Source organism: Rhizobium grahamii CCGE 502 (assembly GCF_000298315.2).
Taxonomy (GTDB): domain Bacteria; phylum Pseudomonadota; class Alphaproteobacteria; order Rhizobiales; family Rhizobiaceae; genus Rhizobium; species Rhizobium grahamii.
The window spans coordinates 22,349-34,460 of the sequence record NZ_AEYE02000019.1; the positions used below are offsets into that span (position 1 = coordinate 22,349).

16 protein-coding genes and 1 pseudogene are annotated in these 12,112 nt (G+C 57.9%); 4 read left to right on the forward strand and 13 right to left on the reverse strand.

Translation table 11 applies throughout. The annotated features are described in order from the left end of the window. Positions 1-266: 266 nt before the first annotated feature. Positions 267-712: pseudogene (locus tag RGCCGE502_RS17290) on the reverse strand (type II toxin-antitoxin system VapC family toxin). Between the two features lie 500 nt (positions 713-1,212). Here RGCCGE502_RS17290 and RGCCGE502_RS37315 point away from each other — a divergent pair. Beyond that, complete coding sequence (locus RGCCGE502_RS37315) at positions 1,213-1,542, forward strand: hypothetical protein (protein WP_019280073.1); 330 nt, start codon at positions 1,213-1,215, stop codon at positions 1,540-1,542. Here RGCCGE502_RS37315 and RGCCGE502_RS17305 read toward each other — a convergent pair. The 3 genes from RGCCGE502_RS17305 to RGCCGE502_RS37320 form a co-directional block, all read right to left on the reverse strand. Continuing rightward, complete coding sequence (locus tag RGCCGE502_RS17305; protein ID WP_016555477.1) at positions 1,525-1,860, reverse strand: hypothetical protein; 336 nt, start codon at positions 1,858-1,860, stop codon at positions 1,525-1,527. The two genes, RGCCGE502_RS37315 and RGCCGE502_RS17305, sit on opposite strands and share 18 nt — an antisense overlap. Before the next feature lie 2,465 nt (positions 1,861-4,325). Next, entirely contained in the window at positions 4,326-5,036 is a 711-nt protein-coding gene (locus RGCCGE502_RS17325; RefSeq protein ID WP_016555480.1) for an SHOCT domain-containing protein, read from the reverse strand. A gap of 29 nt (positions 5,037-5,065) precedes the next feature. Beyond that, entirely contained in the window at positions 5,066-5,236 is a 171-nt protein-coding gene (locus RGCCGE502_RS37320) for a hypothetical protein (RefSeq protein ID WP_016555481.1), read from the reverse strand. Positions 5,237-6,207: 971 nt separating this feature from the next. Between RGCCGE502_RS37320 and RGCCGE502_RS37725 the strand changes: the two genes are divergently transcribed. Genes RGCCGE502_RS37725 through RGCCGE502_RS38925 form a run of 3 tightly spaced genes read left to right on the forward strand, consistent with a single transcriptional unit; the run spans position 6,208 to position 7,352 of the window. Continuing rightward, positions 6,208-6,717, forward strand: coding sequence for an NYN domain-containing protein (locus RGCCGE502_RS37725; RefSeq protein ID WP_016555483.1), 510 nt, complete (start codon positions 6,208-6,210; stop codon positions 6,715-6,717). Between the two features lie 30 nt (positions 6,718-6,747). Further along, positions 6,748-6,885 (forward strand): antitoxin Xre/MbcA/ParS toxin-binding domain-containing protein, encoded by a 138-nt coding sequence (locus tag RGCCGE502_RS37730; RefSeq protein WP_016555484.1) that lies wholly within the window; start codon positions 6,748-6,750, stop codon positions 6,883-6,885. An 8-nt stretch (positions 6,886-6,893) separates the two neighbouring features. Further along, positions 6,894-7,352 (forward strand): hypothetical protein, encoded by a 459-nt coding sequence (locus RGCCGE502_RS38925; RefSeq protein ID WP_019280077.1) that lies wholly within the window; start codon positions 6,894-6,896, stop codon positions 7,350-7,352. Between the two features lie 920 nt (positions 7,353-8,272). Here RGCCGE502_RS38925 and RGCCGE502_RS36635 read toward each other — a convergent pair. From RGCCGE502_RS36635 to RGCCGE502_RS39385, 9 genes are all read right to left on the reverse strand, one after another. Further along, positions 8,273-8,554, reverse strand: coding sequence for a hypothetical protein (locus RGCCGE502_RS36635; protein ID WP_141652360.1), 282 nt, complete (start codon positions 8,552-8,554; stop codon positions 8,273-8,275). A gap of 151 nt (positions 8,555-8,705) precedes the next feature. Then, on the reverse strand, positions 8,706-8,873 hold the full coding sequence (locus tag RGCCGE502_RS17355; RefSeq protein ID WP_016555487.1) for a hypothetical protein: 168 nt from the start codon (positions 8,871-8,873) through the stop codon (positions 8,706-8,708). Between the two features lie 218 nt (positions 8,874-9,091). Continuing rightward, positions 9,092-9,541, reverse strand: a complete 450-nt coding sequence (locus RGCCGE502_RS36640; protein WP_016555489.1) for a hypothetical protein — start codon at positions 9,539-9,541, stop codon at positions 9,092-9,094. Next, positions 9,439-9,834: a hypothetical protein gene (locus tag RGCCGE502_RS37325; RefSeq protein WP_051158694.1), complete on the reverse strand. Its 396-nt coding sequence runs from the start codon at positions 9,832-9,834 to the stop codon at positions 9,439-9,441. The genes RGCCGE502_RS36640 and RGCCGE502_RS37325 overlap by 103 nt, the downstream gene beginning before the upstream one ends. Before the next feature lie 678 nt (positions 9,835-10,512). After that, positions 10,513-10,764, reverse strand: a complete 252-nt coding sequence (locus tag RGCCGE502_RS17370; protein WP_439332345.1) for a hypothetical protein — start codon at positions 10,762-10,764, stop codon at positions 10,513-10,515. 385 nt (positions 10,765-11,149) lie between these two features. Beyond that, complete coding sequence (locus RGCCGE502_RS39210; protein ID WP_016555492.1) at positions 11,150-11,455, reverse strand: DnaT-like ssDNA-binding protein; 306 nt, start codon at positions 11,453-11,455, stop codon at positions 11,150-11,152. Further along, on the reverse strand, positions 11,455-11,577 hold the full coding sequence (locus RGCCGE502_RS39215) for a hypothetical protein (RefSeq protein WP_280114299.1): 123 nt from the start codon (positions 11,575-11,577) through the stop codon (positions 11,455-11,457). The genes RGCCGE502_RS39210 and RGCCGE502_RS39215 overlap by 1 nt, the downstream gene beginning before the upstream one ends. Positions 11,578-11,772: 195 nt before the next feature. After that, on the reverse strand, positions 11,773-11,904 hold the full coding sequence (locus RGCCGE502_RS39380) for a major capsid family protein (RefSeq protein ID WP_500690611.1): 132 nt from the start codon (positions 11,902-11,904) through the stop codon (positions 11,773-11,775). Beyond that, positions 11,862-12,112: major capsid family protein (locus RGCCGE502_RS39385; protein WP_040674896.1), on the reverse strand; the 251-nt coding region annotated here is incomplete at its 5' end. The genes RGCCGE502_RS39385 and RGCCGE502_RS39380, both read right to left, overlap by 43 nt.

The window sequence follows — 12,112 nt, forward strand, 5'->3', positions numbered from 1 at the left end:
GCCTCGGCTCCGAAGATACGGCAGGCCTCGCAGACGGCCGGATCTCAAAGACCGTGCATTGGCTCCGGCCGCAATTGATCCAAACCGACTGAGCGGAGATGCTGGCTGAGGACAGCGCTGCGCATAATCTGTTCAAAGCCTGTTACATCAAAAACAGCGGCTGTACTCGTGAAGGGATAACAACCACCGACTATATCGGCGGGTTTTGGGGTGATCTGAGGAATCTTGCGAAAAGGATGTCTCTAGCGGGCGCCCGCGCCGCGATTTTAGCCGTGCCACGGGTTAATTCGGATCACGCCTGTATCATCGAAATCCTGAACATTACGCGTGACTACAGCTAAACCGTGAACCAGCGCGGTAGCGGCGATCAAAGCATCAGCCTCATTGCGGCGGTCTGGAATATGCAAGTGGGCACAACGGGTCGCTATCGCGTCATCGATTGGCAGAACCCGCTCTGCGAATTCAGGGCGGACCCGGCTATCCATCCATACCCACAAGCGAGAACCCTGGCCGGCGTTGCGACGCGGGATGCTTAATATCCCGCGCTCGATTTCCAGGATCGTAATCGCTGAAATGAACAAATCACTGGAATCTTGCGCGCCGACCCACTTCGTCACATTGGTATCTGCTTTGCCGTCTCCAATTTGCGCAACTCGGAAACGACGAAGGGCGGGAACGTCAATTGCAGCCAAGATCCTTTCACGCTGAGCATCGCCCTCGTCGTGATGAGGGAATCACCGTAGGGCTGAAGGGCGGTACCGGATCCGGACTACTTGACAGATACCCGCCAGAACTGGCTGTACTTCAGCTCAACGTCCAGAGCCGAACATATCCCGCGTTTGAAAAGGTTTGCCTCGGTCAACACTGCTCGCGCGACGGATTTCTCTACCGATGTCGCGTCTTTGTTGCAAAAAACGGCCAAGGCCCGCCTTTCCATCTGGTCAACCCTGGAGACGTCATCTGGTAACTGGCTCATATCGTATTCCCGCCTCCCTTGCAGCATCATCAAATGCTATGCGCGCGAGGTAAGTCGGTGCCCTGCAGAACGTCGGAGCACGTTTGCCGCCCCAAGTAAGCCGGTCCGGGTACCGGCCAACCATTCGCCAGCAGCTCCGAGGCTCTTTTCGTGGTTCGGACAAACTCGGCCAGACCGCTGCCAACCGTTCTTACGATGACGCATTCGTTCCACGGACCGACACTTGATATTCTCCCATGACCTTCACCAATCGTCGGCGGGCGCTTCGAATCAGGGTCTTCCGCTTGCCACCTGTTCGCAGCGTTGATTGCTATCACCCGGGTTCGGCGCTTGCCCACGGCAGTGGTGCTGGAAAGTGGCGCAACATTGATTGCGCGACACTTGCTTTGCAAGAAGACAACGGCGGCGGCGGAATGCTGGCAAGCAAGGGAATAAAGCACCTGGAGAACCTCACACGGGAAAATCGAAAAACGCGGTTGCTCAGTCGATTCAGACCCATCCGCCTGTCCTTGTGTCCGCTGGACGGCGGTGCCGAAGTCAAGATGTCGTCATTGAACTTGTTTTAGTCTTCTGATCGCTTCATCAGCATCCTCCCCAAGAAATTTAATGCGGGTCAATAGCTGCTTTGAATTGACCTGATGGACGTTCGCTAGTTGCAGAAGAGATATGTCGGCACCCTGAAAAGTGACAAAAACGTCCTCATAAGCAACCGGTCTGCGCTTAGACGTCCACACGCAATTAGACGGCTCGAAATCTCCGCTCTCTTCTAGCCGGCCAAGAATCGTTCCTGGAGGGCGTTCCCCCATGTCTCCCAAGAAAGCTGTGAAGCTGCCGGCCCAGCGCTCGCACATTTTGATCCCGATCCCGCCGAACTTTTCATACAACGGATCTGACCTGTTCTCACATCGGCCTTTGGCCTCCGCATATGCACGTCTTGTCGGAGTAACTTTGTAGCCAACCGAGTGTCCATGTACCAGGGAGCGCTGGCGGTTCCGTTCCGCTCGCAAGCATCCGCAACTTTTGCTGTCCCCCTTTTTTACGGCAGCAAGGAATATCGAGCGCTGGACGCCGCAATCGCACTGAAAAATCCAGCGCTTGTGCCGTCCAGGCACGCGATCGGGACGTAGAGCAGTCAGACGACCGAATTTTAGTCCAGCGACATCTTGGGCGGGTGGCATCGCTTTCCAATTCCTTTACACTTCCGACGACGTGAGACCCGAACGAAAGGCACGAGAGCGTCCGATGGTGACAGTGTCGGGAGCGCATCGTTCATGGAGCAAAGCTGCTGGGGACTAAGAAAGAAGCAGCCCGGCGTTCTACGCAAGCTATTTCTAAGTTAGCCTTCCCTGTTAAACGCAGACCTATCGTATCGACGGCACAAAAACCACAATCAACAACTGAGTACGGCAGCGTACGATCATGCCGCTATAAGCCCAAGCAAACCCAAGCTTTAGTGATGCCCTTAGCTGCATGGCCATGGTGGGGTGAAAACCGCGCGTCACTTGACCCGTTTGAACGCGGGGTTCGGTTGCTCCCTGAGTGTCGTGCGCGACAGGCGGCAGCATTCGCGTAATCGTATTCGAGCGGCGCGAGATGCTTTCTCGCATCGGAACAACCTTCCCGTCGATTTTTACTCCCGTGCTTCCTAGTAGGTTCTAGCCACGAGTTCATCCGACGAGGCGCAAAATGTAGCTTCGGCCATCAAGGTGCCAGACGTACAAGAAGCCAACGGCACTGGTATTCCTGTTACGTTCGACATGCATGCCTCTATCAATTGCTTGTCGGAAAATCTGATCTGACCGCCTTTGCGCTGATTCAGCCACCGTTCGCCGCGACGACGACAAATCGTCAGCAGCAGCGTCGTCATCAACATGAAGTTCGAAAAGCTGCGGGGCCACCGGTAGGGACCTCCGCCTGACGCTGGAACGCGAGGGCGACGAGCCTCGCGGCAATCTCGATACTCTTGAGGCGCTCACCGAAGTCCACAGCCGGATTGGATAGTTGCCGCACTTCGATAGGGCCACAGATCGGTTACAACTTCGATGTCGGCGAGAAAACGGCCGGGTATATGAACTTAAAGGGTACTTCGAGTTCGGGGCGAAGAACCGGGCCGAAGGCTGGAATGTTTGGCTCTCGCTTGCCTTCGCGCCCCGAGCCGCCAAGAAAGTTGAATAAGCGCTCACGCACCATGCCGTCGCTCCCACCGGAGAAAGATCGGACTAAACCGAGCGAAGTTGAAGTGCGTCAAAGTAGATGACGGAGCTAGGAAAAGCCCCCCTTCGAAAGTTTAGGAAGCGCTAAGGTCGCTCCAGAGGCTGATATGCAAAACGCATCATACGATCAATTTCGGTACGGTCTCGCTTTGCTGTTGGTGCGGCGACCTTATCTTCGGTGTTACGGGGATATCGCGCACTGGTGGTCTGACGCTGTCGAAGATTACGCCGTGGCAATCAAGGCTCGCGATAAGCGCGTTCGGACGGCAATAACGAAGTGCTCCTGCGGGAATATGAGGCAAGGTGCCTGGAGCTTGAAGAGGAACTTGAAGGCAATCTCACTGCCGCGGGCGCTGGAGGATAAACGTTAAGGGTTCGGCCCTTCGAAGTAACAGCGGCAGGAGTTATGGAATGGCTTGGCGAGTGACATTGACCGCCAGCATGGCAACGCTAAGGGTCCTGACTTTTTGGTGGGTCGTCAATTTCTAATGTGGTCCGGCATCGGCTGGAACAAACGATCGAGAGCACGGTTTATTGGGTGGAACGGCGGCTTTGCCCTCTTTCCCCGCCGTTTCGAACTGTCACTATCGTTGCCCCGCTTGATCCGTGTCAGGCGGGGCTTCTTTATGAGAAAGCGCTTTTTGTACGATGTGACGGGAACCAGAACTCAAGCGGCTTGTTATGCGAGCGGGAAGGAGATGAACGCCCTTCTCTGTTTTCCTCGAACTGAAGCCCCGCCTGATCCGCTCCCAGGTGGGGCTTTTTCTTACCCGCCGCGCAAAAAATACCATATTTTCAGTATCTTTTCCGCGCCTGAGACATCATCGTGGATGGGCGTCGGGCAACGACCTATAACCGCGACGTAGGGTCGAGAGCCTTCGGCCAAGGGCCGCATCGAATCGGTCCTTGGCCTCATACTTACCCATCCGACGCGCGCCTTGAAGAAATAGCGCGCCTCAAGGCGGCAAGTACTGTCATGAAAAGAAACCAGCGAAGAATGAAACAATCAGATAAATTACAGCGAAGACCACAAGAAGAAGCATAGGTCTTAGCATGCCATCTCCCGATTTGCTCTAGCAGATTGCTACAGTCGCACAGCGCAAGTAGTCGCGCCATCAATCCTGCTGGCGACCTCTTCAAAACCGGCGGCTTAGGATCTTCGACTTGATCTCTTGAAATTCGGCGTCAGATATTACGCCCGAGGCCAGAAGAGACCTTGCGCTGTTGATCTCATTTGCAATCGCGTCCGCTGGGGACACGTCCGAGGAGCCCCCGGCGGCTTTAAACAGGCCCCCCAAGTTGATGCCAGCAATCGAGCGGTTTTCTTCCATGCCGCGGATGCGCCGTTTCTCTTCCCAAGCTTGCTCTTGAGTTTGAGAAAATTTGTAGATCTTCGCCGCGTCATCGGGGTTCCCGCCGCCAACTCCGAGGTTGCCGCCGGCAAGCTCCAGGAACGTGAAGGACAGCGCGGTCCCGAAGATTGCTGGAAAAATGTTCTCGTCCATCTGAGCGTTACCTAGGTCTTTCCACTGCCGATCTGTCATCCGATAGCCGCCCAGAATTTTTCTGCGGACTGAAATCATCCGGCTGGTGGTTATCACGAGCGATATACGGCGTCTGAAGAGCGCCATTGCGCGGTACTCGATGATACTCGCTACGATGGCTTCCTCCGGCACCAGCATCGCTTCAATCTTCGTTTTGACTTTGGCTTCACGCTTCGAAGCGCCAACGAAGACCAAGATGAAGTAGAGCGGAATGAGGAGGCCAGTTATAAATGAGGTGACAGCCAGAATGAGCAAGGCAAAGAGCATAACGACTAGAAGAAAGATATTTAGAAGACCGCGCATTTCACTCTCAAAATTCCGAATCAAATCACTTATGCAATTGCTATGGCAGCACGAAAAGAGCAATGCCCATTAGCACGGCACTCTAGGTTGGTGCTGCTGAAGGGCTCGTCGGTGATGTCGATATCATAGGCGATGGACGCGATGTTGCCGCTGAGCGTGCCGTCTTCGTTCAGGCGGATGAATTTTGCGAGTTCGGTCATCGTCTGTCTCCGTTGGTTTCCGTTGCCACCCCGAAGGGCAAGCCCCCTCGGGCGAAGCCTTCCCGGTCTTTCCGGGGGAATGGCCTCTGACATTCCCCTGGAAAGAGGGGGGAGGGCGAAAGCCCGCCCCACGGCGGCGGGCAGAACTGTCAAGTGGCGTGGCGCGGAAGGCGGGCGATCTTCACGGGTCCGCTTGCGGACTGGCGCGGAAGATGGACCGGCTTCACGGGCCGCTTGACCGGCCTGGCCAGCGATGTCAGGGGCGGAAACGAACAAGGCGGGCCGGAACGGGCCTCGATCCGGATGCAGAAGCAGCCGCTGGACAAGCGATCGTTACCGGAACCGGTGAGACGGCTGAAGGCTGGCTCCGTGCCAGCGGCATAGAGCGCGGCCGACCGACCGGGCGGTGGCCGTATCCTAATTCACACATTGCGGGAGGCCCATGTGATGCCATTGCGGTTTTGTCGGGACGTGCCTATTTTAGGTCAATTCAAGGCGAAGCAGCCGGTTTCAACGCGTGCGCGGCCGTCAGTGTCGTTGACGAGAGAACCATGCGCCACTATGTTGAGAGCTAACAACCAACCCAGCATCCTGAGAGACATGGGCTCCGGGCGGTTGGGGTAAAAAGCCGGCGCAAGCCGGTTTTTTTATGTCTTGGGGGCATGCGTGCCAGCGTTACGAACCCGCGTCTACATCGACCGTTACAATCTTTATTATGGTTGCCTTCGCAAGACCGCATTCAAATGGCTCGACGTTCTGACTCTGTTCGAAACTCAAATTTTGCCACGATCCTCTCCCGGCCTACACCGGACGCCGAGCCGGCAACGATGCCCTTGCATGAGGACTGCGCGATCAAGTATTTCACCGCCAAAATCATCGAAAGTGCTGCCAAGGGCGAGGATTCGGTCTCTTCGCAGGCCTAATATCACAACGCCCTGACGACGCATTGCGGTGGCAGGCTCTCCTTCGTGATGGGCCATTACTCCCTTTACAAGGCCAACCACCATATCGTTCCGGCCGACGATCCGAAGCGTTGGCCGCGCGACTGCGACAAGATCCACGTCTGGAAGCTCGAGGAAAAGCAGTCGGATGTCAATCTGGCGCTTCATCTCTACGACGACGCGCTGAGCGGCGAGGTGGACCAGGTGGTGCTCGTCACCAATGATACCGACCTCACCCCGGCGCTGGAGATGCTGAAGGCCCGCTGCCCGAACATCATCCGTGGCCTGGTGATACCGACGCGCAAGGTCGGTGCGGGCGGGGACCTGGAACGCGAGGCAAACGTGTCTCTGGCAAATCTTGCGCATTGGTCAGGCGGCATATCTCGGAGGATGAACTGCGAGCATCGCAATTGCCGGATGTCGTCCGCGGGCGCCGGCGGGCCAGCGTCAAGCCGCATTCATGGTATGCGAAGCCGCATTATCTCGCAAAGATGCTGGAAATGGCCGGCCCGGTGCTGCGCACCGAACGCGAAGTCATGAAATGGGCGCGCAGGGAGAACGCGTATCTCGGTGGCCGGCGGCCGGCGGCCGATCGATCTGATCGAGACGGATGCCGGCGCTGTCGAGGTATTCGACTATATCGAAGGCTACAGTCGTGACCAGCTCGACAAGGCCGGCGATCAGGAGGATTTGTCTTCAAAATCCTGATTTGACGGGTGGGACGGGAGCATGAGGGATGGGGCTTTGGGGCATCCCTCGTCCTGGCCCGCAACGCTCGATGCGGTAAGGGACAGGCAAACGGCAAATCGGCGGGCCGGCTCACCACCTTGCAAATCGGTATCCTGATCGATGCCGTTGACGGCGCGGGACTTCACACGGCGCGGCCTGCCGACGTCGTCGCGGCCAACACCGCGCAACCCGCCCTTGATGGCGTTTTCCTGAACCACATTCCAGACGGTCCAGAGATCATTGGCACGGTCATCGTGACGGCGGGGGACGAGCAACTGCTGCGCCTTAATCGGCGTCGTGCTCTCGCCTTCGTTGTCTCCGAAGCGCAGTATATGGGCGGCGCCGGCGAGAATATCCGCCTCCTCATGGTTCAGCCGCAAGGTCGACCAGTCCTGCGGAGCGGCAACAAAGTTGGGCCGGAACGGGCCTCGACACCGGATGCGTGAGCAGCCGCTGGACAAGCGATCGTTACCGGGATCGGCGGAGACGGCCGAAGGCTGGCTACGTGCCATCGGCATAGAGCGCGGCCGACCGGTACGGGCGGTGGCTGCGGCCACCCCAATATCTTCTGATGGCTATAGGCCCTTGCCAAGAACCCATGTTGAGTTGCTGCGCAACGGCTCCGATCGTCGCACGCCTATGCACCTGGCTTTAGGCGTTCGCTCGAAAGACTGAGAAAAAATGCCGGGCGTTTCCACCCGGCAGAGTTGGGCCAGCGGCCTTGGAAAGAGGCGCCTCCGTCACCGATTGAGCTCCAAGCGCAGTCAGCACCCGCGCCAGACAAAGTTCGATTTCGATGACGCTTTTTCCCTCGAGTAATGCGATCTCAACGAGCGTCCTGCTTGGGACACGCACTGAAGGCAGGCCTTTTCAAACGGTCCGTTGATGCCAAATCCCCTGCCCCTTAAAAATGCGCATGCCTTGCACTGGTTTCTTGATTGACGGAATCAGTCCGGTCGACTATTTCGCCCCAGCCGCGCTCATATACCCAGAGGTGGCACTAGGAGGGTCCGGCAGCAGGCGCGCAGTCGGACCCTCGCTCTTACTTCCAGCAGCCTTGGGATGTGCCGAACCTATTGTGTGACGCTTCTGATCAGCGAATGGCCGATCAGTGCGAAGCATCGTCACCGTCGTCTTCAGGCTCGGCCGCAGCTTCTGGCACCCGTCGCACACACTCTGCCTGGTCGTCGACTGACAGGCCGTAAGCCTCGCAAAGAGCGGTAGGATCAGAAGTCGAAACTTCATCATTGATCTGGTTCCTTTTGCGGAGAACGCGGACTGATGTTTCGAGGGCCCCGGTGGCGGCCACCTGCTTACCCTCGTGTCGCCGATGAACAACGCGGGGGCGAACATCAGGGCGACCTTCTTACGCTTGGCTTGCCAGCGATACGCAAGGTCGCCGACCGTGAGGAAGCCGCTGACGATGATCAGGCCCGCCATCACGTTGCCGATCGCTGCTATAGCTCAGCGGCGAAAGCTGCTCCTGCACCTGCTGCAGCGTGGCGGCGATACCGCCGGAGCCGACACCACCGCCCCTGCTTGCATCGGACACGGCAAGTGTCGGGGCTGGCTTGGCGTTCGAAAGGAAAGCCTTCGCGTCGCCCCCAGGAGCATAGGAGACCTCCGGGCCGACCGAGCCTGTAGCCACGCGTGCCCACCTTGCGCACCTCGTCCACACGATACATCCATCCTCTTGAGGAAGGCACGGCGGCGCTCGATGATGCGGGCAACGAAAGCATGGTTGTCGAAGCTGGCCGGAAAGGTTGTACGTGTCGACGATCGCCGGGCCTTTCGGTCACTTACGTTAGTGTGCGCATGCCGGATTGGTCCATCACGAGCGACAGGTCGGTCTCAATCGAGCGGTCGAAATGCACCTCGACGCTGACGAATTTGCTCGAGGCGGTTGGCGTGCATACAACCCCCGGCAGAACGATGGTTTCGCCCGCCGGCGGAACAAAGGCCTGCATTTGGATGATGCATCGCCTGATAGATTTTCATTTCAACGGTGTCGGCCATCTGATACCCGTGGCCTATGGCCAATAAACCGCTGAGCGACGAAGAAGTCTATGATCTGATCCACCGGGCCCTTGCCTCGTTGCTGAACAAAACGGTGCGCACGAAGCACGCTCAGGACGTGCTCTCGATGGCCATTCGAGACCTGACCATCATCCAGACTGCGTTCCTCTCACTCTCCGAGGGCGTCAAACTCCGTCAAAGCGACCCCGAACAGTAGCTTCGGCCTGCGCATCAGCACCTTATCGAGGGTATCAGCATCAAGAGGCTTGCCTGCGGCGATTGCTCGCTTCACGGCTCCATCGAGACGTTTGTCTCTAGTCTTGAGAGCCAGATAGTTCTTCATCAGCGCCGGATTGCCTGATAGAAGATTGATCCGCGTGCGCTCGACGAGCTCGGTTAGGGGATCATTCAGCCCGACGACACCGCCTTCGCGCTTGCCGGTGACCTTGGAACTGCGCCCGACGAGGTCGCGAGCGATGGAGGCCGGACCAGCCCCGCGTGAATAGCCGGAGGAGGTTATCTCCCGAGCGGCTTCCAGGGTGGTGGTTGTAAGCGTCTGCTGCAGCCTCCCCGACAGGATGCGGAGCTTTGCCTCTGCTCCCTGATGCTGACATCCCACCGGAAGACGACACGGGCGCCCATGGGATCAAAGAGACACGGTGTGTTCTGTAACGTCAGAAGACCGCCAGCGTTGTGCGCCTGCCTGACAGCCTCAGCCAACGGACGGAACGCGCTCGGGTCGATATGCAGGGCAGCGAGTGCCCCTTCGATGTCGCGACGCTCCAGATAGGTAACGACCTCCTTCAGCACGATCTCGCTGGTAATTTCGTCGGTCGCCTCGCGGAAGGCCCGCTCAATCTCGGGAGAGAACTTGTCGATGAGATCCGAAAGCTGCTGGCGAAGACTGGCCATTACTCGGTGTCAGCGCCCTTGACGACCTTCTTCGGCGCCGCCGGTTCTCCCTTTCCCTCTTCCTGGAGGATCTCGCCAATGCCGAGGGTTTCGAGCGATTCCGCTTCCGCCTGCGGGTGTCGAAGATAGCACCCGGCTTACGGGCTTTGTAGGTCTTGAGAAGTAGGACGTTTGTCATGGGGTTTCCGATCTGCATTAACTGGCGGTTCATCGAATCACCTATAATCGGAGAATCAATGCTACGAGGAGCTGCTGGATGATTTGCAAAGTGGCTGCCGTGCTCGTTCTGGCGGCAGGCGTATTGACCGCCGTGCTCGCCAGTGGGGGCGAACCTAATTACCCTTCGAAGTGGCCAGAGATACACGCGCCCAAGACCGGGCGGTTAGTTCCCAAAATCTAACGCTTTCGCGAAATTTGTGACTTGCTGGCCACGAACGCGTTTGGCAAACAATCCACCTATTGATCCTAGGTTGGATGGATTATGCGTAGCGGTGGTGGTTCGCCGGAAATATAGACTAATGTGGCCTGGAGTGACGTAGCGGGAATCTCCCGGCTTTTGAGCTCCTACGGCGCGGAATACACCGTTTCGTCGTCGTTGACTAACCGATACCATCGATTTTCATTGCTTCTTCCGCTCGCCACGCGACAAGGACGAGTTTGCCAAAGATCTTTCTGCCCTCACTGGGTTGTCCTTTCTTGGACAACGAGGATGACGTTCATCACGCCGTCATAGTTGTTCGGGTCTGCGTCGATGACGTGGTAGTCCACGCCTCCGGCGGAGACAATGTCACCGACCTTTGGCACGACAGCCAGACCAACAGAGGAGATGGAGACCTGCCAATCGCTCACAAGGATCGTGGTCTCGTCGACGTATCGCTGGTCGTAGGTCATCGGCACCAGCATCGCCAAAGTAGCTCGTCCCTGAGCCATCGCCGCCTAGATCCGAATCGGGAGGCGTGAGGCGCTTGATGGTGCCGGCTTGGCCGTATTTCTGGATCAGGCGCTTTGCGGTCGCCTGCTTCCGGGCAAGAGCTCGTTGGTCATTCTCACCTCAATGGAACAATGTCAGCCCAGTACTGTTGGCCACCTTGTAAACAAAGGCGATCATCATGACCGAGAAGAAACCTGACCCTGAGAGCGATGCGGCACGGACTGGCGAGGACGCTGACAAAAATCGCAGACAACTCGCGAAGAAGGCCGAGAGGGGCCTGGAAAACGCAAGGGAAGAAACTCCAAGGCCAACACCAAAACAGTCTAGACGACCATGACCCCCGGCAGCCACAGGCGCAGGAACGGCCACAACGTGCCCTCGTCGTCACCACCGGAGTGGATATGCGACAACGTCGTCAACATCAGTGGACGTCGACGCGGCATATTCGACCTCGAGCTGCCCCACCTTCTCCCGCTTCACCGTCGACGAGCCTGCCACCGGCGATAAGCTGCCTGGGTTGGTCAGTTCGAGGAACGCCGCCTCATAGGAGCCATTCTCGCTCGCCACAGGAATGGCGTCCGGTGGAATAACCTCGCCGTAGTAGGTCGACGCCCCGGTACGAGGCCAAGCCCGCTCCTGAGCGAAGCCGCCAGTACGCGAGCCGCTGAATTTTGGCTCATACCGGCCCATCACCAGAGAGCAGCGCTGGCGTGCTGCGGTATCTGGGCATCGCTCGTTCCTTCCGGAACGACATAGCCGGCTGCGGTCCAGTAAGACACTGCGCAGCCGCGTTTGGTGCCATATCCAGCCATTCTCCGGGAGGAAGGGTTGGCCCCGGCTGTTACCAGCGGGTGTTGGTCACTTTTTCTCGTCGGCCGCCACCTTCAGCTCGGCGTCAGACACTTCGACATCGACGGCCTGGCTCGGATCGACGAGGACCGGGCCTTCCTTGGCGTTTATGCCGCGCTGGCCTTAGAGATGTTCGCAACTTTCATCGTCGCTTCTCCTTAATGCCCGTCGAGGTAACGGACGGACTTCGGACGGCGGATATCGACGCCAGCGCCCTGGAAGATATAGATGCCGGGAACGTCGAACTTCAGCGGGCCGGTCTGCCAGGGCTGCAGGAAGCGGAACGGCATCGGGTGTGCATCTTCACGACTTCCAACGAACGGCGGTAGGCGACCATGCGCTTGGTGCTGGATGCACCGGCAGTGTCGAGGTAGCCAAAGACGCCGCGGATGGTCAGCGGCTGACCCGTCGTCAGGGTGTAGATGTTGTTCTTCTGCACCCACTCTCGGATGGTCGTCTGATTGACGGCATCGATGCGGCGGGTGGAGATGTCGAGCA